This window comes from Enterobacter cloacae complex sp. S1 (assembly GCF_014930525.1).
Taxonomy (GTDB): Bacteria; Pseudomonadota; Gammaproteobacteria; order Enterobacterales; family Enterobacteriaceae; genus Enterobacter; species Enterobacter hormaechei_C.
On record NZ_JADBRE010000012.1, the window covers coordinates 1 to 23,381 of the forward strand.

At 60.6% G+C, this 23,381-nt stretch carries 27 protein-coding genes; 20 read left to right on the top strand and 7 right to left on the bottom strand.

Translation table 11 applies throughout. The features are described from left to right. Window positions 1–165: 165 nt before the first annotated feature. Window positions 166–408: a sulfurtransferase TusA gene (gene tusA / locus IM290_RS10120; protein ID WP_000130627.1), complete on the bottom strand. Its 243-nt coding sequence runs from the start codon at window positions 406–408 to the stop codon at window positions 166–168. Between the two features lie 169 nt (window positions 409–577). Here tusA and IM290_RS10125 point away from each other — a divergent pair, with 169 nt between their 5' ends. The 20 genes from IM290_RS10125 to acpT all read left to right on the top strand — a co-directional run bounded on the left by IM290_RS10125 (window position 578) and on the right by acpT (window position 17,229). Further along, window positions 578–1,243 carry a 7-cyano-7-deazaguanine/7-aminomethyl-7-deazaguanine transporter gene (locus tag IM290_RS10125; protein WP_003861274.1) on the top strand — a complete coding sequence of 222 codons (666 nt, stop codon included), beginning with the start codon at window positions 578–580 and terminating at the stop codon, window positions 1,241–1,243. Window positions 1,244–1,315: 72 nt separating this feature from the next. Beyond that, entirely contained in the window at window positions 1,316–1,873 is a 558-nt protein-coding gene (locus IM290_RS10130) for a DcrB family lipoprotein (RefSeq protein WP_003861272.1), read from the top strand. Between the two features lie 135 nt (window positions 1,874–2,008). Continuing rightward, entirely contained in the window at window positions 2,009–3,058 is a 1,050-nt protein-coding gene (locus tag IM290_RS10135) for an AI-2E family transporter (protein WP_032655401.1), read from the top strand. A 125-nt stretch (window positions 3,059–3,183) separates the two neighbouring features. Further along, window positions 3,184–3,906 (top strand): beta-ketoacyl synthase chain length factor, encoded by a 723-nt coding sequence (locus tag IM290_RS10140; protein WP_017384119.1) that lies wholly within the window; start codon window positions 3,184–3,186, stop codon window positions 3,904–3,906. Next, window positions 3,903–4,718 (top strand): 1-acyl-sn-glycerol-3-phosphate acyltransferase, encoded by an 816-nt coding sequence (locus tag IM290_RS10145; RefSeq protein WP_193041573.1) that lies wholly within the window; start codon window positions 3,903–3,905, stop codon window positions 4,716–4,718. Before IM290_RS10140 ends, IM290_RS10145 begins: the two co-directional genes overlap by 4 nt. After that, window positions 4,699–4,956 (top strand): phosphopantetheine-binding protein, encoded by a 258-nt coding sequence (locus IM290_RS10150; protein WP_003861263.1) that lies wholly within the window; start codon window positions 4,699–4,701, stop codon window positions 4,954–4,956. The genes IM290_RS10145 and IM290_RS10150 overlap by 20 nt, the downstream gene beginning before the upstream one ends. Window positions 4,957–4,967: 11 nt before the next feature. Further along, the gene (locus IM290_RS10155) at window positions 4,968–5,219 is read left to right on the top strand and encodes an acyl carrier protein (protein ID WP_003861262.1); all 252 of its coding nucleotides are present in this window, start codon (window positions 4,968–4,970) and stop codon (window positions 5,217–5,219) included. After that, entirely contained in the window at window positions 5,191–5,790 is a 600-nt protein-coding gene (locus tag IM290_RS10160; protein WP_047062433.1) for a hypothetical protein, read from the top strand. The genes IM290_RS10155 and IM290_RS10160 overlap by 29 nt, the downstream gene beginning before the upstream one ends. Beyond that, window positions 5,783–7,129, top strand: a complete 1,347-nt coding sequence (locus IM290_RS10165) for an AMP-binding protein (protein ID WP_193041572.1) — start codon at window positions 5,783–5,785, stop codon at window positions 7,127–7,129. Before IM290_RS10160 ends, IM290_RS10165 begins: the two co-directional genes overlap by 8 nt. After that, entirely contained in the window at window positions 7,116–7,466 is a 351-nt protein-coding gene (locus IM290_RS10170; protein WP_193041571.1) for a hydroxymyristoyl-ACP dehydratase, read from the top strand. Before IM290_RS10165 ends, IM290_RS10170 begins: the two co-directional genes overlap by 14 nt. Next, window positions 7,457–9,148: a glycosyltransferase gene (locus tag IM290_RS10175; RefSeq protein WP_193041570.1), complete on the top strand. Its 1,692-nt coding sequence runs from the start codon at window positions 7,457–7,459 to the stop codon at window positions 9,146–9,148. Before IM290_RS10170 ends, IM290_RS10175 begins: the two co-directional genes overlap by 10 nt. A gap of 3 nt (window positions 9,149–9,151) precedes the next feature. Continuing rightward, a complete protein-coding gene (locus IM290_RS10180; protein WP_006812302.1) occupies window positions 9,152–9,574 on the top strand; it encodes a thioesterase family protein in 423 nt (140 codons plus the stop codon). Continuing rightward, complete coding sequence (locus IM290_RS10185) at window positions 9,571–10,176, top strand: outer membrane lipoprotein carrier protein LolA (RefSeq protein ID WP_023295558.1); 606 nt, start codon at window positions 9,571–9,573, stop codon at window positions 10,174–10,176. Before IM290_RS10180 ends, IM290_RS10185 begins: the two co-directional genes overlap by 4 nt. Then, window positions 10,145–12,466, top strand: a complete 2,322-nt coding sequence (locus tag IM290_RS10190) for an MMPL family transporter (RefSeq protein ID WP_193041569.1) — start codon at window positions 10,145–10,147, stop codon at window positions 12,464–12,466. The genes IM290_RS10185 and IM290_RS10190 overlap by 32 nt, the downstream gene beginning before the upstream one ends. Next, window positions 12,463–13,041: a DUF3261 domain-containing protein gene (locus IM290_RS10195; RefSeq protein ID WP_193041568.1), complete on the top strand. Its 579-nt coding sequence runs from the start codon at window positions 12,463–12,465 to the stop codon at window positions 13,039–13,041. Before IM290_RS10190 ends, IM290_RS10195 begins: the two co-directional genes overlap by 4 nt. 1 nt (window position 13,042) lies before the next feature. Beyond that, window positions 13,043–14,209, top strand: coding sequence for a beta-ketoacyl-[acyl-carrier-protein] synthase family protein (locus tag IM290_RS10200; RefSeq protein WP_017384110.1), 1,167 nt, complete (start codon window positions 13,043–13,045; stop codon window positions 14,207–14,209). Then, window positions 14,209–14,682, top strand: coding sequence for a 3-hydroxy-fatty acyl-ACP dehydratase (locus tag IM290_RS10205; RefSeq protein ID WP_193041614.1), 474 nt, complete (start codon window positions 14,209–14,211; stop codon window positions 14,680–14,682). The genes IM290_RS10200 and IM290_RS10205 overlap by 1 nt, the downstream gene beginning before the upstream one ends. Continuing rightward, window positions 14,676–15,407, top strand: a complete 732-nt coding sequence (locus tag IM290_RS10210; RefSeq protein ID WP_026094333.1) for a 3-ketoacyl-ACP reductase FabG2 — start codon at window positions 14,676–14,678, stop codon at window positions 15,405–15,407. The genes IM290_RS10205 and IM290_RS10210 overlap by 7 nt, the downstream gene beginning before the upstream one ends. Further along, window positions 15,404–16,633 carry a beta-ketoacyl-ACP synthase gene (locus tag IM290_RS10215; RefSeq protein ID WP_017384107.1) on the top strand — a complete coding sequence of 410 codons (1,230 nt, stop codon included), beginning with the start codon at window positions 15,404–15,406 and terminating at the stop codon, window positions 16,631–16,633. Before IM290_RS10210 ends, IM290_RS10215 begins: the two co-directional genes overlap by 4 nt. A gap of 2 nt (window positions 16,634–16,635) precedes the next feature. Further along, the gene (gene acpT, locus IM290_RS10220; RefSeq protein WP_017384106.1) at window positions 16,636–17,229 is read left to right on the top strand and encodes a 4'-phosphopantetheinyl transferase AcpT; all 594 of its coding nucleotides are present in this window, start codon (window positions 16,636–16,638) and stop codon (window positions 17,227–17,229) included. Here acpT and arnF read toward each other — a convergent pair. Genes arnF through arnC form a run of 6 tightly spaced genes read right to left on the bottom strand, consistent with a single transcriptional unit; the run spans window position 17,201 to window position 23,381 of the window. Then, window positions 17,201–17,584 carry a 4-amino-4-deoxy-L-arabinose-phosphoundecaprenol flippase subunit ArnF gene (gene arnF / locus IM290_RS10225; RefSeq protein WP_017384105.1) on the bottom strand — a complete coding sequence of 128 codons (384 nt, stop codon included), beginning with the start codon at window positions 17,582–17,584 and terminating at the stop codon, window positions 17,201–17,203. The two genes, acpT and arnF, sit on opposite strands and share 29 nt — an antisense overlap. Next, window positions 17,581–17,904, bottom strand: coding sequence for a 4-amino-4-deoxy-L-arabinose-phosphoundecaprenol flippase subunit ArnE (arnE, locus tag IM290_RS10230; RefSeq protein ID WP_015571497.1), 324 nt, complete (start codon window positions 17,902–17,904; stop codon window positions 17,581–17,583). The genes arnF and arnE overlap by 4 nt, the downstream gene beginning before the upstream one ends. Next, on the bottom strand, window positions 17,904–19,523 hold the full coding sequence (arnT, locus tag IM290_RS10235; protein WP_193041567.1) for a lipid IV(A) 4-amino-4-deoxy-L-arabinosyltransferase: 1,620 nt from the start codon (window positions 19,521–19,523) through the stop codon (window positions 17,904–17,906). Before arnT ends, arnE begins: the two co-directional genes overlap by 1 nt. Then, window positions 19,520–20,422 (bottom strand): 4-deoxy-4-formamido-L-arabinose-phosphoundecaprenol deformylase, encoded by a 903-nt coding sequence (gene arnD, locus IM290_RS10240; RefSeq protein ID WP_193041566.1) that lies wholly within the window; start codon window positions 20,420–20,422, stop codon window positions 19,520–19,522. Before arnD ends, arnT begins: the two co-directional genes overlap by 4 nt. Further along, the gene (gene arnA, locus IM290_RS10245; protein ID WP_193041565.1) at window positions 20,419–22,401 is read right to left on the bottom strand and encodes a bifunctional UDP-4-amino-4-deoxy-L-arabinose formyltransferase/UDP-glucuronic acid oxidase ArnA; all 1,983 of its coding nucleotides are present in this window, start codon (window positions 22,399–22,401) and stop codon (window positions 20,419–20,421) included. Before arnA ends, arnD begins: the two co-directional genes overlap by 4 nt. After that, window positions 22,398–23,381, bottom strand: coding sequence for an undecaprenyl-phosphate 4-deoxy-4-formamido-L-arabinose transferase (gene arnC / locus IM290_RS10250; RefSeq protein ID WP_017384101.1), 984 nt, complete (start codon window positions 23,379–23,381; stop codon window positions 22,398–22,400). The genes arnA and arnC overlap by 4 nt, the downstream gene beginning before the upstream one ends.

A 23,381-nucleotide genomic window follows, 5' to 3' on the forward strand; every position in this document is an offset into this window, starting at 1 on the left:
GAGTAGCAAGGAACATAACGTGAACGGAATGACCACCAGAGCCGTATGTTCCCCCTCACCCCAGCCCTCTCCCTCAAGGGAGAGGGGGCCGTCTGTGCAGGCATTATTTTGTGGGGAACCCTCAGCCCCGTGGGAGAGGGTCAGGGTGAGGACATCAGGCCGCACTTACCCCTTACGAATCAAATACCGGTACGGCAAGGTCTCGGTTTGCTGCGCCACCAGTTCATGTTCCATAAAGGTACAAAAGCCGGGGATATCACGGGTGGTAGCCGGGTCATCGGCGACGATCAGCAGCGTTTCGCCACTCTGCATGTTACGGACGGTTTTACGCACCATCATTACCGGCTCCGGGCAACGAAGGCCCTGAGCATCAAGCGTGTGGTCTGGGCTGGAAAACAGGTCGGTCATTTTCTTCTCGTTCAGGTAAAAACGGCTGTAGTTTACGCCCCGCTATCGCCAATGCAAACCAGGTTAACGATTGCGTGAAAATTAGCCATTGCAAAGTGTCGTCAAAGCAGTATCATGCGGCGGCTTTATTGGGTTCCCTCACCCCAAATATTAATCAAAAAGGTACAATATGAACTCCTTTACACAATCGCAACGCGTCAAGGCGTTGTTCTGGCTTTCGCTATTTCATCTGCTGGTGATCATCTCCAGTAACTATCTGGTACAGCTCCCGATCTCCATCTTTGGTTTCCATACCACCTGGGGCGCGTTCAGTTTCCCGTTTATTTTCCTCGCGACGGATTTAACCGTGCGTATTTTTGGCGCACCGCTGGCGCGGCGGATTATTTTTGCGGTGATGATCCCGGCACTGTTTGTCTCCTACGCCATCTCCTCGCTGTTTTACATGGGCAGCTGGCAGGGCTTCGAAGCGCTGACGCACTTCAACCTGTTCGTCGCGCGTATTGCCACCGCCAGCTTTATGGCTTATGCCCTGGGGCAGATCCTCGATGTCCACGTGTTTAACCGCCTGCGTCAAAACCATCGCTGGTGGATGGCACCAACGGCCTCCACGCTGTTCGGTAACGTGAGCGATACGCTGGCCTTCTTCTTCATCGCCTTCTGGCGCAGCCCGGACGCCTTCATGGCAGAACACTGGATGGAAATCGCTCTGGTGGACTACGCCTTTAAGGTGCTTATCAGCCTGGTTTTCTTCCTGCCGATGTACGGCGTGCTGTTGAATATGCTGCTGAAAAGGCTGGCAGATAAATCTGAAATCTCCGCATTGCAGGCAGGTTAAGGGTTCGCTTTATCAGTTGTGATAAGATGAACGAATGAGCCGTTATGGCCGTTTATCGAAAGGAAGAAGTCAATGCGCAATCTGGTTAAATATGTCGGGATTGGCCTGCTGGTTGTTGGCCTTGCAGCCTGTGATAACAGCGACACCAAAACGCCTGCTCAGGGCGCGTCAGCAGAAAGCAACGCCACCGGTCAGCCGGTGAGCCTGATGGATGGTAAACTCAGTTTCTCTCTGCCTGCGGACATGACCGACCAGAGCGGTAAGCTGGGTACCCAGGCGAACAATATGCACGTCTATTCCGATGCCACCGGCCAAAAAGCGGTGATTGTGATCGTCGGTGACGATACCAGCGAAGATCTTGGCGTGCTGGCCAAACGCCTGGAAGATCAGCAGCGCAGCCGCGACCCGCAGCTTCAGGTGGTCACCAACAAGTCTGTTGAACTGAAAGGCCACACGCTGCAACAGCTGGACAGCATCATCTCTGCCAAAGGCCAGACCGCCTACTCCTCCGTGGTGCTCGGCAAGGTGGACAATAAACTGCTGACCATGCAGATCACCCTGCCGGCAGACAATCAGCAGAAAGCGCAGACCGCCGCTGAAAACATCATTAACACCCTCGTGATCCAGTAATCGTTCACCAGGATGCCGTGGCCTCCGTCGCTTGCGCCGGAGGCCATTTTTTTGCCACGACTTTCAGACTAACACGCCAGACGAAGCCCATCCGGCGCACTACAATTAACACGCCCCCCGGAAAAAGGAATTCTTATGACTGCCAGCCCGCCCGACAAAGCCGGACTTCATATTTTATTAAAACTTGCCTGTCTGGTGGTTATCCTTGCGGGTATCCACGCGGCGGCGGATATCATTGTTCAGCTTCTGCTGGCGCTGTTTTTCGCCATTGTGCTCAACCCACTAGTGACATGGTTTTTACGCCGGGGCATCAGCCGCCCGGTCGCGATTACCATCGTGGTGATGGTGATGCTGGTTGTCCTGACGGCGCTGTTCGGCGTGCTCGCCGCCTCGCTGAGCGAATTTTCCACCATGCTGCCGCAGTACAATAAAGAGCTGACGCGCAAGCTGGTCGATCTTCAGCGCACGTTGCCGTTCGTGAATCTGCATATCTCACCGGAACGGATGCTGCGTCGGATGGATTCCGAGAAGGTGATGACCTACGCCACCACGTTGATGACCGGGCTTTCCGGGGCAATGGCCAGCATTCTGTTGCTGGTGATGACGGTGGTGTTTATGCTGTTCGAAGTGCGCCACGTGCCGTATAAACTGCGTTTTGCCCTGAACAATCCTCAGATCCACATTGCCGGCTTGCACCGCGCGCTGAAGGGCGTATCCAAATATCTGGCGCTGAAAACGCTGTTAAGCCTATGGACCGGCGTGATCGTCTGGCTGGGGCTGGTACTGCTGGACGTGCAGTTCGCGCTGATGTGGGGCGTGCTGGCGTTTTTACTGAACTACGTACCCAATATCGGCGCGGTGCTTTCCGCCGTTCCGCCGATGATCCAGGCGTTCCTGTTTAACGGTTTTTATGAGTGCATGCTGGTAGGGGCGCTGTTCCTTGTCGTGCATATGGTGCTGGGTAACATTCTCGAGCCGCGCATGATGGGCCACCGTCTGGGCATGTCGACGATGGTGGTGTTTTTATCGTTACTGATCTGGGGATGGCTGCTGGGTCCGGTGGGCATGCTGCTCTCCGTGCCGCTCACCAGCGTCTGTAAAATCTGGATGGAAACCACGAAAGGAGGCAGTAAACTCGCCATTCTTCTGGGTCCGGGTCGGCCAAAAAGCCGTTTGCCGGGATAACCGGGTGGAAAGGGTCAAAAGTGACGTTTATTCGCCAGCGCGACGACAACATTGTACGATGTGCGCAGCAAATCGCGCTGGCGAAGAAAAAGTCACAGAAACAGGTTTATCGCGGACGCGCGTAGATGAAATTTACACTTACCCTTATCGACTGGCAGGCAAGAGCGCCAGGACTCAGCGATGCCGACGAATGGCAGGCATGGTCACGCCGGTCTGACGCCATCGATCCCGCTGCACCGCTGGCGAAACTGACCGATCTGCCGATGATGACCGCCCGCCGCCTGAATTCAGGCAGCAGGCTGGCCGTCGATCTTGGCCTGATGATGCTGCGCAAACACCGCATCGATGCCGTCGTCTACAGCAGCCGTCATGGGGAGCTGGAGCGCAATTTCCGTATTCTCCAGGCCCTGGCGGCAGAACAGCCCGTTTCCCCCACCGATTTTGCCATGTCGGTACACAACTCGGCGGTCGGCAATCTCACTATCGCCGCGCGTCAGCCTGTTGTCTCTTCGTCGGTTTCCGCCGGTATGGATACCTTCCAGCAGAGCTTGTGCGACGTGCTGAGCCTGCTGCATGCGGGCTACTCCCGCGTGTTGCTGGTGGATTTCGACGGTCTGCTGCCTGATTTTTATCACGCCGGGCTGCCGCCGCAGATGCCCGTCTGGCCCTACGCGCTGGCGCTGGTGATTGAGGCCGGAAATACGCTCAGCTGTGAAACGCACGTCAACCGCACGCCTGAAGAGCCCGCGCTGCCGCAAAGCCTCCAGTTCCTGCGCCATTACCTGCGGGACGAGCGCCAGTTTACCCTGCCGGGCGAGCGCCTGCTGTGGCAATGGACGCGCCAATGAGAGGGTTACGTTCCCGCCTCGATCGGATATGGCGCATGCTGATGACCGGATTGTGCTTCGCCCTGTTCGGCCTCGGCGGGCTGACGCTGTCGCTGGTGTGGTTTAACCTGCTGCTGATCTTCCAGCGCGACCGCACTCAACGTCGCCGCCTGGCACGCCGCACTATTTCTGCCAGTTTTCGCCTGTTCCTCGCGGTGGTACGCGGTGCAGGGGTACTGGATTACCGTTTCAACAACCTGGACGTTCTGCGCGCCGAGCGGGGCTGTCTGGTGATTGCGAATCATCCCTCGCTGCTGGACTACGTTCTGCTGGCGTCGGTGATGAACGAAACCGACTGTCTGGTGAAAAGCGCGTTGCTGCGTAACCCGTTCGTCAGCGGCGTGATCCGCGCGGCTGACTATCTGATTAACAGCGAAGCCGACACGCTGCTTGCCGCAAGCCAGCAGCGTCTGGCTCAGGGCGACACCCTGCTTATCTTCCCTGAAGGCACCCGCACCCGGGTGGGGGAAGCCATGACCCTGCAACGTGGGGCGGCGAATATCGCCGTTCGCTGCAACAGCGCCGTGCGCGTGGTGGTGATCCACTGTAGCGAACGGATGCTGGATAAACAGAGCAGCTGGTATAACGTGCCCCCCAACAAACCTGTTTTCACCGTGGATGTTCGCGAACGCATCAACATTCATGATTTTTATGATGCGAGTCAGCACGAACCCGCGCTGGCAGCAAGGCAGTTAAACCGGCATATGCAGCATCAGTTAACAACCGGTCTTCAATCTTTGTCAGGAACGAAAGATGCAAGCGCTCTATCTTGAAATTAAGAATCTCATTATCTCTACGCTGAATCTGGAAGAACTTACCCCAGAGGATATTGATACAGACGCCGCGCTCTTTGGCGACGGCCTCGGTCTGGACTCAATCGACGCCCTTGAGCTGGGGCTGGCGGTAAAAAATCAGTACGGCGTAGTGCTTTCTGCCGAAAGTGACGAGATGCGTCAGCACTTCTATTCCGTTGCCACGCTCGCGGCTTTTATCCATCAACAACGCGCCTGAGAATGACCGCTATGACAGAACAACAAACGATTTATCAGGAAGTCTCTGCGCTTCTTATTACGCTGTTTGAAATCGCCCCGGAGGATATTACCCCTGAGGCACGTCTTTACGAGGATCTGGACCTCGACAGCATTGATGCCGTCGATATGGTGGTGCACCTGCAAAAGAAAACGGGCCATAAAATCAAGCCCGAAACCTTCAAAGCGGTGCGCACGGTGCAGGACGTCGTGGACGTTGTGGAACAGCTTCAGCGCGACGCGTAACGTGCGTTCGATTCCAGTTCTTCCCGCCCTGACGGGGCTGATGCTGCTGGCATGGCCGTTTTTGATCGGCTTCGGGCTGGCGAATAATAGCCTGCACGGGATACTGCCCGTGATGGCGCTGGTGCTGCTGTTGCGCGTCTGCCAGGCCCGTCGGCAGGGCGGCCCCCTGCGTTATCTGTTCGTGAGCGTGGCGCTGGCCGGCATAGCACTTTGCGCGGCGAGCTACGTCCTGCACGCGCACCAGTGGGTGCTGTTATATCCGGTGGTGGTGAATCTGGTGATGCTGGTGGTGTTTGGCGGTTCGCTGTGGACGGCAATGCCTGTTGTTGAACGGCTGGCGCGCCTGCGTGAACCGGATCTCTCCCCCGTCGGGGTACGTTACACGCGCCGGGTTACCCAGGTCTGGTGCGGCTTTTTTATTATCAACGGGGCGATCGCGCTGTTTACCGTATTACACGCCGATATCCGTCTGTGGACGCTGTGGAATGGGATGATTGCCTATCTCCTGATGGGCACGCTGATGGCTGGCGAGTGGGTGGTGCGACAACGGGTGATGAAAAACGATGCTTAACCCTCTTCCGCTTAGCCAGTGGCTCAGTGCGCCCCGCCCTGACAACACCCCTGTCGCCTGGCAGGACGACCGCCTCTGGACGCTTGGCGATCTGCGCCACGACGTCACTCAGCTGGTCTACACGCTGCGTCGTGAAGATGGCGAACGCTGGGCGTTGTGCATCGAAAACGGTTATCTGTTTATTGTCGCGCTGCTGGCGACGCTGCATGCGGGTAAAACGCCGGTCCTCCCCGGGCACAGCCGGGCGGCGCAGCTTAACGAACAGCGGGCGCTGTTCAGCGGCGTCCTGAGCGACACCACGCTCGATTTTCAGGGGCGACAGCTGCGGGTGGCTTCCGCGCAGCGGGCAGGCCATCCCTTTTCACCGCTGCCAGCCATCGGTGAGACGCGCACGATCGAGCTTTACACCTCCGGCTCGACTGGCACGCCGCAGCGGGTAAGTAAGCCGGTGGTCAGCCTTGATCGTGAGGCTCGTCTGCTGGCGGCGCATTTTGGCGAGCGTCTGGCGGGCTGTCACGTCGTGGCTTCCGTGGTGCTGCACCACCTGTATGGCCTGACGTTTCGTGTTGTCTTACCCATGGCGCTCGGCCTGCCGCTGCATGCCAGCCTGCTCAACTATGCCGAGCAGCTCTCTGCCCTTCCCGACGATAAACGCTACCTTTTCATCAGCAGTCCGGCGTTTCTCAAGCGGCTGGACGCGTCGCTGACGCCGCCCCCCGTCAACCTGCTCGTCTCCGCCGGCGGCGCGCTGCCCTGGCAGGAGGTCGCCGCGGTTCAGGCCTGGCTCAACGTCTGGCCGGATGAAATATACGGCAGCACGGAAACGGGCGTAATGGCCTGGCGCTACCGTCAGGAGGAAAGCACGCGCTGGCAGTCTTTTCCCGGCGTGACGTTTCACGGCGATCGCGTGATATCGCCTCTGATCCCCGAGGCGGAGGGAATCGTGCTGGATGATATCCTGCACTTCACGGCTGACGGGCAGTTCAGCCTCGTCGGGCGTCGCGGTCGGGTGGTCAAAATTGAAGATAAGCGCATTTCACTCGATGACATTGAGCACCGCCTGCTGGCGCTGGACGGCATCCGCGAGGCCGCCGCGCTGACGGTGACGCGCGGCGGGCGTCAGGGCATTGGCGTATTGCTGGTGCTGAATGAAGCGGTGCGTCAGCAACACGAACAGAGCAAAACAGCGCAGGAGCTCGCCTGGCGACGCGCCCTTCGTCCCTGGCTTGAACCGGTTGCCGTACCGCGCTACTGGCGGATCGTTGATGAAATCCCGGTCAACAGCATGAACAAGCGCGTGACTGCGCAGCTACAGGAGTTGTTTCATGAAGATCCCTGAAATCGGGCGCCTCCAGCCCGATCCACAGCATCTGGAGATAACCTTTTATCTTGATCCTGACCTGCTCTGGTTTAAGGGACATTTCGCCGTACAGCCGCTGCTGCCGGGCGTGGCGCAGCTCGACTGGGTGATGCATTACGCCGCCGCGCTGGCGTCGGGCTACCGTTTTCACAGTATTCAGAACGTGAAGTTCGCCGCCCAGCTGTTGCCGGAGAACACGGTCACGCTGCTCCTTGCCTGGCAGCCCGAACGCCAGATGCTGACCTTTAGCTACCAGCGCCATGCGGGTAACGAGCGCCACACCGCCAGCAGCGGGAAGATTCGCTTATGTCAGTAACCTTCCGTCCCTGCGTGCTGATCCCCTGCTACAACCACGGGGCGATGATGGCTTCGGTGCTGGCGCGCCTGGCGCCTTTCGAACTACCCTGTCTGGTGGTGGACGACGGCAGCGATGAAACCACGCGCCGCACGCTTGAAGCGCTGGCGGCGGATCGTCCGCAGGTTACGCTGCTGCGGCTGGCCGAAAACAGCGGCAAAGGCGCGGCGGTGATGCAGGGGCTGAAAGCCTGCGCCGATCGCGGCTTCACCCACGCCGTTCAGGTGGACGCTGACGGCCAGCACGCTATCGAGGACATTCCCAAACTGCTGGCGCTGGCCGGGCGTCATCCCGATGCGCTCATTTCCGGGCAGCCCGTTTACGATGACTCGATCCCCCGTTCGCGCCTGTACGGGCGCTGGATAACGCACGTCTGGGTCTGGATTGAAACCCTCTCCCTGCAACTGAAAGACAGCATGTGCGGGTTTCGCGTTTACCCGATAGCCCCGGTTCTGCGCCTTGCAGCAACCACGCCGCTCGGCAGGCGAATGGATTTTGATACCGAAGTGATGGTGCGCCTCTACTGGCAGGGCAACACCAGCTATTTTCTGCCCACCCGCGTAACCTATCCGCCGGACGGGGTATCCCATTTCGATGCCCTGAAAGACAACGTGCGCATCTCGTTGATGCATACCCGTCTGTTTCTCGGCATGCTGCCGCGCATTCCTTCCCTGCTGATGCGTCGCCGCTCGCAGCACTGGGCGCAGCAGCAGGAGGTAAAAGGATTATGGGGCATGCGCCTGATGCTGCGCGTCTGGCAACTGCTGGGGCGTAAGGCGTTTACCGCCCTGCTGTGGCCGGTTACCGCCGTCTACTGGCTGACCGCCCGCTCTGCGCGTCAGGCGTCGCAGCAGTGGCTGGCGCAGGTTAAAACGGTGATGGCACAGCGGCAAATGCCGCAACCCGCACGGCTTAACAGTTTTTCCCACTTCCTGCGCTTCGGTCATGCCATGCTGAATAAAGTGGCCAGCTGGCGCGGCGAAATGAAACTCCATCGCGATCTGGTCTTTGCGCCAGGCGCGCAGGAGGCGCTGGGGCTCGACGATCCTCAGGGCAAACTGCTGCTCGCGTCGCATCTTGGCGATGTGGAAGCCTGCCGGGCGCTGGCCCAGCGCGAAGGGGCGAAAACCATCAACGCGCTGGTCTTCAGCGACAACGCCAGACGCTTTAAGCAGGTGATGGAGGAGATGGCGCCGCAGGCGGGCATTCACCTGATGGCGGTCACCGACATTGGCCCGGAGACTGCCATCCTCATTAAAGAGAAGCTGGATCGCGGCGAATGGGTGGCGATCGTGGGCGATCGCATCGCCGTCACCCCGCAGCGCGGCGGTAGCTGGCGGGTGATATGGAGCGAATTTATGGGCCAGCCCGCGCCGTTCCCGCAGGGGCCGTTTATCCTGGCGTCCATTTTGCGCTGCCCGGTGGTGCTGATTTTTGCCCTCTGCCAGCAGGGAAAGCTGACTCTGCACTGCGAGCCGTTTGCCGACCCGCTGCTGCTGCCGCGCGGCGAACGCCAGCAGGCGCTACAGCAGACCGTCGACCGCTATGCGCAGCGGCTGGAGCATTACGCGCTCTTGTCGCCGCTCGACTGGTTTAATTTTTTCGATTTCTGGCAGCTGCCAGAGGTCAACGAGAAGGAGTAAAGGGTGCTGACCGATCCCCGCTTTACGGCTGAAGTTGAAATCACCGTTCCGTTCCACGATGTCGATATGATGGGCGTGGTGTGGCACGGCAACTACTTCCGCTACTTTGAGATTGCCCGCGAAGCGCTGCTCAACCAGTTTGATTACGGCTACCGCCAGATGAAAGCGTCCGGCTACGTCTGGCCGGTGGTGGATACCCGGGTGAAATACCGCGACGCGGTGACCTTCGAGCAGCGCATTCGCGTCCGCGCCCACATTGAAGAGGTTGAAAACCGTCTGCGCATCGCCTATCAAATCTTCGACGCGCAAACCGGGAAACGCACCACCACCGGCTACACCATTCAGGTGGCGGTGGAAGAAGCAAGCCGGGAGATGTGCTTTGTCAGCCCGGCCATTCTGTTCGAACGCATGGGGATCGCGCCATGAAATGGATAACGCTACTCGCGCTGCTGGTAAGCCCGCTGGTGAACGCGATCACGCTGGATGAACTGCAACAGCGGTTTGCGGAGCAACCAGTGGTACGCGCACACTTCGAACAGATCCGCACGATCAAGGATATGCCTCAGCCCCTGCGCTCGCAGGGGGAGATGCTGATCGCCCGTGACAATGGCCTGCTGTGGGATCAAAAAGCGCCGTTCCCGATGACGCTGCTGCTGGATGACAAACGGATGGTGCAGATCGTCAACGGTCAGTCGCCGCAGACCATTACCGCCGACACTAACCCGCAGATGTTCCAGTTCAACCATCTGCTGCGGGCGCTGTTCCAGGCCGACCGCAAGGTGCTGGAAGAGAACTTCCGCGTCGATTTCAAAGATCTGGGTGAAGGCCGCTGGTCACTGGTGCTGACGCCCGTCACCACGCCGCTGGACAAGATTTTCTCCACCCTTGATTTGAAGGGCGCGATCTATCTGGAATCCATTCGCCTGAACGATAAGCAGGGCGACACGACGGATATCGCCCTCTCCCGCCACCAACTGACGCCCGCCCGCCTGACCGATGCAGAACGCCAGCGCTTTGCCGCACCGTAACGCCCTGCGCCCGGCGCTGCTGTGGGCCGCGGTATGCCTGATCCTGCTGGGCGTGCTGCTGTCGCTGCTGCCCGGCGCGCGGCTGAACAGCAGCGTGCTCGCCATGCTGCCGAAACAGACGCTCGGCGCGATCCCTCCCGCTCTCAACGACGGATTTATGCAGCGCCTCGACCGCCAGCTCATCTGGCTGGTCAGCCCCGGCAAACAGCCGGACCCGCGCGTGGCGCAGCAGTGGTTAACCCTGCTGCAACGCAGCCAGGCGCTGAGTGTCGTAAAAGGTCCGCTGGATGCCGCCGGGCAACAGGCCTGGGGAGATTTCTTCTGGCAACACCGCAATGGCCTGGTCGATCCGGCCACCCGCGCCCGCCTGCAAAACGGCGGTCAAGCACAGGCCCAGTGGATCCTGTCCCAGCTCTACTCCGCCTTTTCCGGCGTGAGCGGCAAGGAGCTGCAAAACGATCCGCTGATGCTGATGCGCGGCGCGCAGCTCGCGCTGGCGAAAAACAGCCAGAAGATGCAGCTGATGGACGGCTGGCTGGTGACAAAAGATGCGGCCGGGAACTACTGGTATCTGCTGCACGGCGAGCTGGCGGGCTCATCGTTTGATATGCAGCAAACCCACCAGCTGGTGACCACCCTTAACGCGTTGCAGCAGACGCTGAAAAGCCAGTATCCACAGGCGCAGCTGCTCTCGCGCGGGACGGTGTTCTACAGCGATTACGCCAGCCAGCAGGCTAAAAACGATATTTCCACGCTTGGCGTCGCCACGGTGCTCGGGGTGATCCTGCTGATTGTGTCGGTGTTTCGCTCCGTGCGTCCGCTGCTGCTGAGCCTGCTCTCCATTGCCATCGGCGCGCTGGCGGGGACGGTCGTGACGCTGCTGCTGTTCGGTGAACTGCACCTGATGACGCTGGTGATGAGCATGAGCATCATCGGCATCTCGGCGGACTATACGATTTACTACCTCACGGAGCGGATGGTGCACGGCGCGGAAAACTCGCCCTGGCAAAGCCTGGCGAAAGTACGTAACGCGCTGCTGCTGGCGCTGCTGACCACCGTCGTGGCGTATCTCTTCATGATGCTGGCCCCCTTCCCCGGCATTCGTCAGATGGCGGTGTTCGCCGCCGCAGGGCTGAGCGCCTCGTGCCTGACGGTAATGTTCTGGCATCCGTGGCTGTGCCGGGGCATGCCGGTCCGCCCGGTCCCCCTGAGAGGGATGATGCAGCGCTGGCTGAACGCCTGGCGCGACGGTAAAGCCCTCTCTGTCGGGCTGCCGGTAGCGCTGGCGCTGCTCTCCGCCATCGGGATCGCCAGCCTGCGGGTGGATGACGATATCGCCCGGCTTCAGGCGCTGCCGCAGGACATTCTGGCGCAGGAAAAAACCATCACCGCCCTGACCGGGCAAAATGTCGATCAGAAGTGGTTCGTGGTGTACGGCGCGTCGGCTCAGGAAACGCTGGAGCGGCTGGAGGCGTTTACCCCGGCGCTGGCGCTGGCGCAAAAAGCCGGTGAATTAACCCGCTGGCGCACCCTGCCGCTGAACTCGCTGGCGCGGCAGAACAGCGATCTGCATCTTCTGCGTAACGCCGCGCCGACGGTGATGAAAATGCTGCAAAGCACGGGGCTGAACGCCGTCCCACCGAACCTGAACGCCATGCCTGTCAGCGTGGAAGCGTGGCTCGCCAGCCCGGCCAGCGAGGGCTGGCGTTTGCTGTGGCTGACGCTGCCGGACGGCAAAAGCGGTGTGCTGGTCCCGGTCGATGGCGTCAGAAACAGCGCCGCGCTCGGTGAGCTGGCCGCCCGCCATCCCGGGGTCGTCTGGGTTGACCGTAAGGCCAGCTTCGACAGCCTGTTTGCGCTCTACCGCTCGCTGCTGACGGGGCTGCTGGGCGTGGCGCTGGCGGTGATTGCCTGCGGCGCGATGCTACGCCTCGGCTGGCGAAAAGGGCTGGTGGCGCTGGTGCCGTCCGTGCTGTCGCTGGCCGGCGGGCTGGCGGCGCTGGCCATGACGGGCCATCCGGTGAACCTGTTTTCCCTGCTGGCGCTGGTGCTGGTCCTCGGCATTGGCATTAACTACACGCTGTTTTTCAGCAACCCGCGCGGCACGCCGCTGACCTCCATGCTGGCGATTACCCTCGCCATGATGACTACCCTGCTGACGCTGGGGATGCTGGTGTTCAGCACCACTCAGGCCATCAGCAGCTTTGGCATTGTGCTGGTGAGCGGTATCTTCACCGCGTTCCTGCTCGCCCCGCTGGCGATGCCGTCTAACAAAGAGAACTTACCATGACCCGTTTCATTCGCCTGGCGGCAGTGATGATGGCCCTGTTGCTGGCGGGGTGTAGCCATACGACGAACCGCGATGACGCGCGCCCTCAGGCCTGGCTCCAGCCCGGCACCCGCGTCACGCTGCCCCCGCCGGGCATCACGCCTGTCATCCGCGTGCAGCAGTTGCTTACCGGCAGTTTTAAAGGCCAGACCCAGTCGCTGCTGGTGATGCTGAACGCCGATGGAAATAAAGTGGCGCTTGCCGGCCTCTCCTCCGTCGGGATCCGCCTGTTCCTCGCCACCTACGACAACACCGGGATCCACACCGAGCAGTCGGTTGTGATGCCGCAGCTGCCGCCCGCCAGCCAGGTGCTGGCCGACGTGATGCTGAGCCACTGGCCACTCAGCGCCTGGCAGCCGCAGTTGCCGAAAGGCTGGACGCTGAACGATACTGACACCAGACGCGAACTGCGCAACCCCGAGGGCAAACTGGTCACGGAAATTGTCTACCTGAACCGTAACGGCAGGCGCGAACCGATTAGCATTGTGCAGCACGCTTTTCACTACCACATCACCATTCAATATCTGGGTGACTGAGATGATTTACCTTTCTGCCGTTGGCATGGTCAACGCGCTCGGCAACTCGGCTGATGAAATAGCGGCGAACCTGATCGCTGGTGTGGCCCCCGGGATGCGCCAGCGTGCGGGCTGGCTACAGGGCTTACCCGAGGCCGTGCTGGGGGGCGTGGAGGGTGAACTTCCCCCTGTCCCCGAGTCTTTTTCTGCGCATCGCAGCCGCAACAACCAACTGCTGCTGGCGGCGCTGGCGCAAATCCGGCCCGCCGTCGATGCGGCCATTGCGCGCGTAGGGCGCGACCGCGTGGCGGTTGTGCTGGGCACCAGCACCTCCGGGCTGGACGAGGGTGATGAGTACGTGCGCCGCGCGCAAAACGGCGAGAGCAGCCCGCAGTGGCAATATCCGCAGCAGGAGCTGGGCGATCCGTCGCGCTTTCTCGCCCGCTGGCTTGCGCTGGACGGCCCGGCGTATACCATCTCAACCGCCTGCTCCTCCAGCGCGCGGGCGATCGTCAGCGGTCGTCGCCTGATTGACGCCGGGCTGGTGGACGTCGCCATCGTCGGCGGGGCCGACAGCCTGAGCCGCATGCCGGTCAACGGCTTCAACAGCCTGGAGTCCTTCTCCCCAACCCTGTGCGAACCGTTTGGCCGCCACCGTCGGGGGATCACCATTGGCGAAGCGGCGGCACTGATGGTGCTGACCCGCGAGCCGGGCGAGGTTGCGCTCCTGGGCGCGGGGGAATCCAGCGATGCGTACCATATTTCCGCCCCGCATCCGCAGGGCGAAGGGGCGATCCGCGCCATCAACCAGGCGCTGAACGAGGCGGGCATGACGGCGGCGGACGTCGGCTATATCAACCTGCACGGCACCGCTACGCCGCTGAACGATCGCATTGAGGCGCAGGTGATCCACGATCTCTTTGGCGACCGCGTGCCGTGCAGCTCCACGAAACATCTTACCGGCCACACGCTGGGCGCAGCGGGGATCACCGAGGCCGCCCTGAGCTGGCTGATCCTGACTCGAGACCTGCCGCTGCCGCCGCAGGATTTTTCCCGCTACGCGCCAGACGACACCCTGCCCGCCTTCGGCCTGCTGCACCAGAGCGCACCGCTGAATAAACCGGCGATCCTGTCAAACTCCTTCGCGTTTGGCGGCAACAACGCCAGCCTTCTGCTGGGGAGGGTATGATGCGCTACTTACCTCCCGGGGATTATCTTCCTCACGACACGCCGATGCTGCTGCTTGAGAGCGTGGAAAGCGTCACCGATGACCGCGCCGTTTGCAGCGTGACGGTGAACGATCGGGGCGTTCTGGCTCCGTTCCTGGACGCGGACGGCAACCTGCCTGGCTGGTTTGCGCTGGAGCTGATGGCCCAGACCGTGGGCGTCTGGTCTGAATGGCACCGGATGCAAAAAGGGCTGCCGCACTGTGCGCTGGGCATGGTGCTGGGCGCGCGCGAGCTGGTGTGCGACGCAGGGCATTTTGCCGCAGGCAGCACGCTGATCATCACCATCGAACGTCTGATGCAGGATGAACGCTTTGGCAGCTTCGAGTGCACCATTCGTGCGGATAGTGTCTCCCTCGCCACGGGCCGCGTGAACACCTTCCAGCCGAGCGAGGATGAATTAACCACACTTTTCAACCAGGGAACACCATCATGAGATCCGTACTGGTCACTGGCGCCAGCAAAGGCATTGGCCGCGCTATCGCCCTTCAGCTTGCGGCGGACGGTTTCACCGTCGGCGTGCATTACCATCGTGATGAAGCGGGCGCGCAGGAGACGCTGGAAGCGATTGTCCAGGCAGGCGGCGCGGGCCGTTTACTCACCTTCGACGTGGGCAACCGCGAGCAGTGCCGCACGGTGCTGGAACAGGAGATCGCTGACCACGGCGCGTGGTATGGCGTGGTCAGTAACGCCGGTATTACCCGCGACGGTGCGTTTCCGGCGCTCAGCGACGATGACTGGGACAGCGTGATCCACACCAATCTCGACAGTTTTTATAACGTCATTCATCCCTGCATTATGCCGATGATCGGCACCCGCAAGGGCGGGCGGATCATCACCCTGTCGTCGGTGTCAGGCATTATGGGCAACCGTGGGCAGGTGAACTACAGCGCGGCGAAAGCCGGGATCATCGGCGCCACCAAAGCGCTCGCCACCGAGCTGGCAAAACGCAAAATCACCGTCAACTGCATCGCGCCGGGGCTGATCGATACCGGCATGATCGAGATGGACGAAGCCGCGCTGCACGCGGCGATGTCGATGATCCCGATGCAGCGTATGGGCCAGGCCGAGGAGGTCGCCGGGCTGGCGAGTTACCTGATGTCGGATAAAGCAGGCTATGTGACGCGTCAGGTGATTTCGATTAACGGAGGCATGCTATGACCCGCCGGGTAGTGATTACGGGCATGGGCGGCGTCACCGCGTTCGGCGAGGACTGGCCGACCATCTCGCGCCGTCTGCGCGAGTATGAAAATGCGGTGCGTACCATGACGGAGTGGCAGGCGTATGACGGCCTGCAAACCCTGCTCGCCGCGCCGATTGAAGATTTCACTCTCCCCGCTCACTATACCCGTAAGCGCATTCGCGCCATGGGCCGGGTGTCGCTGCTCTCTACCCGCGCCACCGAGCTGGCGCTGGAGCAGGCGGGACTGATCGACGACGCGGTGCTGACCAACGGTCAGACCGGCATCGCCTACGGCTCGTCGACCGGCAGCACCGGGCCGGTCAGCGAGTTTGCCTCTATGCTCACCGAAAAGCACACCCACAACATCACCGGCACCACCTACGTGCAGATGATGCCGCACACCACGGCGGTGAATACCGGGCTGTTCTTTGGCCTGCGCGGACGGGTGATCCCCACCTCGAGCGCCTGTACCTCTGGCAGCCAGGCGATTGGCTACGCCTGGGAAGCGATTCGTCACGGCTACCAGACGGTGATGGTGGCAGGCGGCGCGGAAGAGCTGTGCCCGTCGGAAGCGGCGGTTTTCGATACCCTGTTTGCCACCAGCCAGCGTAACGACGCGCCAAAAACCACGCCGTCGCCGTTTGACGTTCAGCGCGATGGTCTGGTGATTGGCGAAGGGGCGGGCACGCTGGTGCTGGAAGCGCTGGATCACGCCAGAGCGCGCGGGGCGACAATCTATGGCGAGATCGTGGGCTTTGCCACCAACTGCGATGCGGCGCACATCACCCAGCCCCAGCGTGAAACCATGCAGGTGTGTATGGCGCAGTCGCTGGCGATGGCGGGCCTTGGTCCTCAGGAGATTGGCTACATTTCTGCCCACGGCACGGCAACCGATCGCGGGGATATCGCCGAAAGTCAGGCGACCGCCGCCATTTTCGGCGACAGCGTGCCCATCTCTTCCTTAAAGAGTTATTTCGGCCATACCCTGGGTGCCTGCGGCGCACTGGAAGCCTTGCTGAGTCTGCACATGATGCGGGAGGGCTGGTTCACACCGACGCTCAATTTAAGACAACCGGATGAGCAATGCGGCGCTTTAGATTATATTATGGGGGAAACCCGCCCGATTGATTGCGAATTTATTCAGAGCAATAACTTTGCCTTTGGCGGCATCAATACCTCGATAATCATTAAACGCTGGGCGTAACTATGTACCAGTTTGTACTGGGAAAGATCTCCACCCTTAGCGCGGACCCGCTGGCGTCAACGCTCGCAGACATGGCACCTCAGGGTGCACGACACGCTTCCTGGCTTGCAGGCCGGACGCTGCTCGCCAGAACCTTATCCCCCTCACCGCTTCCCGAGATAATTTACGGCGAGCAGGGAAAACCGGCCTTCGCTAACGGCCATCCTCTGTGGTTTAACCTGAGCCACAGCGGGGACGACATTGCCCTGCTGATGAGCGATGAAGGTGAAGTGGGCTGCGATATCGAAGTGATCCGCCCGCGGGAGAACTGGCAGGCGCTGGCGAATGCCGTTTTCAGCCTCACCGAACATGACGAGCTGGAACGTGAAGCGCCGGAAGAGCAGCTTTCCGCATTCTGGCGTATCTGGACGCGCAAAGAGGCGATCGTCAAACAGCGTGGCGGCAGCGCGTGGCAGATTGTCAGTATTGACAGCACCGCCCAGCCCCTCCCGGTCAGTCAGCTACGCTTCGGCTCGCTGAGCCTGGCGGTCTGTACCCCTACGCCTTTCACCTTAACGGCGGAAGCGGTTACTTACTCCGGTATTTCTGCGGCATAAAAATGACCAGCACGCCGAGTATAATCAAGCCGACGCCCGCCAGCCCGCGCCAGGAAAAGTATTCTCCCCAGCCGGGCAGTAAAATTGCAGCACTCCACACCAGGATGTAACTGAGGCTCAGCAAGGCATACGCTTTGCTGAGCGCCATACGATGCAATGCCAGATACCAGCAGCCCATTGAGGCGCAATAGCCTGTCAGCCCCAGCATCAGCGCGCCCGTACCGGGGGCTATATGCCAGAGGGCTGCCCAGAAAGCGTCGCCCATCGGGGGCAGCGTTACCATCGCATGACGCAGCAGCAGCTGCGCCACGCTGACTAACACTACGCTGCATAACGCCCAACACGCACCGTTCACAGGCTTCCTCCCAGCAAAATAACCCCGACGATAATCAACCCGACGCCCAGCCAGTGACGTAGCGGGACAGGCTCATGCCAGACGATTTTTGCCGCCAGCGTTACCCAGACAAAGTTAAGGCTCAGCATGGGGTACGCCACCCCGACGGGCAGATGCTGCAATACCACCAGCCAGGCAACCATCCCGCCACCCAGCATCAGCAGGGCCAGCCCAAGCCACAGGGCGACCTGCTGACCGCCGCCTGCCCGGGTCGCCTGTTTCTGGCACAGTTGACCTGCGCAGCTCAACAGGCTTGCCAGCACCAGCCAGATCCAGGCCATCACTGCGGCAGATATTGCAGGTAAGCCAGACGCCCCTGAATCGTCAGGTTGTCCGGTTTTGGCAGCCCGGCGCGGGCCAGGTCGTCGTTTTTCGACAACAGGATCACCAGCGACACCGGTCCCCGCTGACGATGCGCTTCAAGCCAGTGCGCGATATCATCTTTGCTCACAAAACGCCCCTTAGCGTCCGGATAATCCAGGCCGTATTTCAGCTCGCCGCTCTGCCCATACAAAATGATGTCATTACGCTGAAGCTCCCACGCCAGCCCGGCGGCTATACCAACGTTGTTCGCCAGGACGAATTTACTCATCTGTAATGGCTCGCGAACGGAATCCACCAGCGACTGCGGCTGTTTGGAATCCACTACCCGGTCCGGGATCGCAAAACCCACCAGCAGCGCCAGTCCGGCAGGGCAAAGCGCCGCCAGCCACCAGCGCTGCGGATTTTTAAGGGTAAACCAGCCCACCGAGGCCCAGATAAGAAAAGCCACTACCGCACAGAAGAGTTTGTACATCTCGACCGATGTCCACGGCGAGACCACCAGCGCCGCCAGCGTGCCAAGCACGCCAAACGCGATATTGATCCCACCGTTAATACGTAACGCTTTTTCGGCGACGGTGCAGGCGTAGCGCGCCATCAGGATCGCCAGCGGCGCAAAGCACGGCAGGATATAGGTCGGCAGCTTGCCTTTGGCGATGCTGAAGAACAGCAGCGGCATCACGATCCAGCCCAGCAGATAAAGCCCCGCCCTCTCGTTTTCTCTGTCTCGCCATCCCAGGCGTAGCGCGCCCGGCAGCATCGCCAGCCACGGCAGACTTCCCGCGATGAGGAACGGCAGATAGTACCAGAACGGCGCTTTATGCTGGGCATCGCTCCGGGCAAAGCGCTGGATATGCTCCACCCAGAAGAAGTAACGCCAGAAATCGGGTTCACGCTGAGCGATTGCCAGCCCCCAGGGCAGGACGATAAGTACGCAGCTGAGGATCGCCAGCCAGCCGAAAACCAGCACCTCCTTCCAGCGTCGTTGCGCAATCACCCACGGCAGCACGCCAATCACCGGTACCGCCAGCGCCAGGAAGCCTTTGGTCATAACGCCCATGCCGCAGGCCAGCCCCAGCAGAATGTAGCCCCCCGCTTTTCCGGCTATCGTTTTCGCCTGCGAAGCCAGCCAGAAGCTGCACATAGCCGCCACCAGCCAGAGGGTGATAATGGGATCCAGCACGGCGTAGGTGCCGATGCCATAGACCAGGAACAGGGTTAAGAAGATCAGGCCGGAGAAGATCGTCACCCGCTTATCCTGCCAGAGACGCCAGGCCAGCCAGATCACCAGCAGCGCCGTCAGCCCGGTGCAGAATATCGCCCCCGCGCGAACGGCAAAATTGGTGTGTCCAAATAGCCATTGCCCGATGCTGTTCACCCAGTAACCGGCAATGGGTTTTTCAAAGTAACGCAGCCCGAGGAAATGCGGGACCACCCAATCGCCGGAGGCCAGCATTTCGCGGCTGATTTCCGCATAGCGCGTTTCATCAGGCTGCCATAACAGGCGAAGGTTGACCGGAAGGAGGTAGTAAACGACAAACAGGGCGAGAAGCGTCAGGCCATAGCGGGCTGTTTTCATAGTGCCGGGCTCACGGTTTGTTGATAGCCAAGCCAGCCTTCCCGGCCAGCCATTTCATGACGGACGATTTTTCCCAGGGGCAGCGTGCCAGGATCCTCCGGCAACAGCTGGCTTAACGGGCAGAACTGAATGCCCTCCTGCGCCGCCAGCGCAAGCAACGCGTCAAAATCCTGCTGATACGCAATGCCTTCCACTTCGGCATGGATGGTATAAACCGGCGTACCGGCATCGCGGTGCATCGCATCCAGAATGTAACGGTTGAACCTGTCGGCACTCACCTCGCGCCCGACCACTTCATCCCACGTCGGAAGGGTGACCGGAATCTGCACCGTGCCGGTTCGGTTTTCCCCCAGCAGCGGTAAAAACGGTCCGGTGCCCCGGCAATCGCTGTTGTAGCGAAAGGCGAAGCGCTCTTTGGCCTTCACCACGCGCTGGTCGGCCCGCCATCCCGCCACGGCGGAACAGCGTACAGGCTGGCCGGTAATGGCTTCCAGCTCCAGCACGCCGCGCTCAACCTCACGCGCCAGGCGGGGGATATCCCACACGCCCGCCCAGGCCTGCCAGGCATGGTGATCCCAGGCGTGCAGCCCCACTTCATGATGCTGCGCGGCCTTGCAGATGATCGCTTCATTTTCCGCGCCGATGCGCCTGCCGGGCCATGCGGTTCCGGCCAGCAGGATATCCCAGCCGTAGAGCGATGCCGCGCGCGAGCGCAGCATTTTGTACAGAAAGGCCGGTTTAACCAGGCGCCACAGGTGACGCCCCATGTTGTCTGGCCCGACGCTGAAGAAAATGCTGGCACGCACGTTGTGCTTGCTCAGCAGCTCCAGCAGCCGCGGCACGCCCTCGCGCGTGCCGCGAAAGGTGTCGACGTCAATGCGTAAACCGACCTTTTTCATGATGCCTGTTCCGACAGCTCCACGGTGCGCAGGAAGAAGTCGAGCGTTTCATCAATGGTCTGCTCCATCTTCACCGTCGGCGTCCAGTTCAGGCAGCGCTTCGCATTGCGGATGCTCGGCTTGCGGTGCTCAACGTCCTGATAACCCTTGCCGTAGTAGCTGCTGCTCTCCACTTCGCGGAAACCGGCAAACGGCGGGAACTGGCTGCGCAGCGGGTGACGTTCAAAGCTTGCCAGCAGCATTTCCGCCAGCTCGCGGATGCTCGCTTCGTTGTCCGGATTACCGATGTTGATGATCTCCCCGTTACAGCGGCCGTCTTTGTTTTCGATGATGCGGAACAGCGCTTCAATACCGTCGCTGATATCGGTGAAGCAGCGTTTCTGTTTGCCACCTTCAATCAGCTTAATGGGCGAACCTTCCACCAGGTTGAGGATCAGCTGGGTGATGGCGCGGGAGCTGCCGATACGCGCGGCGTTCAGGTTGTCCAGGCGCGGCCCCATCCAGTTAAACGGGCGGAACAGGGTAAAGCGTAGCCCCTCTTTCTCACCGTATGCCCAGATCACGCGGTCCAGCAGCTGTTTGGAGACGGAGTAGATCCAGCGCTGCTTGTTAATCGGCCCGACCACCAGACTGGAGGTGTCTTCATCGAAGTTATTGTCGGTACACATGCCGTACACTTCCGACGTCGACGGGAAGATGATGCGCTTATCGTATTTCACGCAGTCGCGGATAATCTTCAGGTTCTCTTCGAAATCGAGTTCGAACACGCGCAGCGGGTTACGGGTGTATTCAATCGGGGTGGCAATCGCCACCAGCGGCAGCACCACGTCACATTTTTTGATGTGGTACTCGATCCATTCGGAATGGATGCTGATGTCCCCTTCAACGAAGTGGAAACGGGGATTAGTGAGGAATCGACCGATCGCATCGGATCCGATATCGAGACCGTAGATCTCGTAATTGTCGTCTTCCAGCAGCCGTTCGGTCAGATGGTTACCGATAAACCCGTTCACGCCGAGGATTAAGACGCGCGTGCGGCGTTTGATCGCCACCACCGGCGCGCTGGTGATCAGCGCCCCCGCCACCAGCCCAAGAGACTGCGCCAGCTGCGCCCCCTGCACGTACAGCCCGTTATCCGTTTGTCCGGTGACGATCTCCAGCGCCTGCTCGCCGCAGCTCACAATCAGCGGAGAGACGGAGATGACGGTGCCCGGTTTTGCCGCCGGAATGTCCTCACGCACGCGGGATTTCCAGACGATAAATTTACTGACCCCGGCGAAGCTGTACGCGCCCGGCCACGGGTCGGTCACGGCGCGCACCAGGTTATGCAGCTGACGCGCCGGTTTCGCCCAGTCCAGTCGCCCGTCCTCCGGCGTGCGGCGACCAAAACTGCTTGCCTTGCTTTCGTCCTGCGCGGTTTCGGTAAAAGTCCCCTGAAGGATCGTCGGCAGCGCGTCGCGAAGCAGGCTTTGCGCGGCGATGCAGAGCTTGTGGTGCAGCTCCAGCGCCGTTTCATCAGCGCCAATGCCCACTTTCAGCTGTGCCACGATACCGCCCGCATCGGCACGGCGTACCATTTTGTGCAGCGTTACGCCGGTTTCCATTTCACCGTTAACCAGCGCCCAGTTCAGCGGCGCACGGCCACGGTAGGCAGGCAGCAGCGAGCCGTGCAGGTTAAATGCGCCTTTTGTCGCCACGCTCAGGATGTCGTCGCAAAGCAGATTGCGGTAGTAGAAAGAGAAAATCACGTCCGGCGCAAGCTTCTGAATACGATCCACCCACAGCGGATGGTTCACATCGTCCGGGGCGTAAACCGGAATACCGTGTTCAGCCGCAATACGCGCCACCGAGCCGAAGAAGTGGTTTTCCCCGGCAACATCCGGATGGGTGAAGATGGCGGTAATGTCGAAGCCTGCGTCCAGCAAGGCTTGCGTGCCCGTGCACCCCATATCGTGATAGGCAAAGACGACGGTTTTCATGGGTGGTTTTCCTCTTGAGATGCCAGGTGCTCCTGACGGACAACACGTTGAATAAAATAGCGCGGACGCGCGCGAACATCGTTGTAAATACGGCCAATGTACTCACCCAGCAGACCCATACCGATGAACTGGGCGCCAATGAACGTGAACAGCACGGCAAACAGCATAAAGACCCCTTCCGCCGCCCACTGGGGACCAAAGACCAGCCGCAGAACGACCAGCAGAACGGAAAGCGCAAACCCGGCCAGCGCGATAACGCTGCCGAACACGCTCAACAGGCGCAGTGGCGTGGTGGTCAGGCAGGTGATCAGGTCGTACATCAGGTTGATGAGACGCATGAAGCTGTACTTTGACTCCCCGTGCTCGCGCTCGGCGTGCAGCACCGGGATCTCCGTCGCTTTACGGGCAAAGGTGTTCGCCAGAATCGGAATGAAGGTGCTGCGCTCGTGGCAGTGCAGCATGGCGTCGACGATGTGGCGGCGATAGGCGCGCAGCATGCAGCCGTAGTCGCCCATCGCTTTACCGGTGGTGCGCTGGATCAGACGGTTGATGGTGCGAGACGCCAGCTTACGGAACAGGCTGTCCTGGCGGTTTTGCCGCACGGTGCCGACCACGTCGTAGCCCTCGTCGGCTTTGGCAACCAGGCGTGGGATCTCTTCCGGCGGGTTTTGCAGATCAGCATCCAGGGTAATCACCAGATCGCCCGTAACGTGGCTGAACCCGGCCATAATTGCCGAGTGCTGGCCGTAGTTACGGTTGAGCAGTACGGCAACAATGTGGCTGCCCTCCGCCTGCGCGGCGTCGGTCAGCATCCGCGCGGAATTGTCGCTGCTGCCGTCGTCCACCAGCAGAATTTCATAAGCTTTGCCGAGCGTCTCGCAGGCGGCAGTCGTGCGGCGGATCAGTTCCGGCAGGCTCTCCTGCTCGTTATAGACCGGGATCACCACGGAAACTTTTTGTACAGGCGGCGCACTGAACAT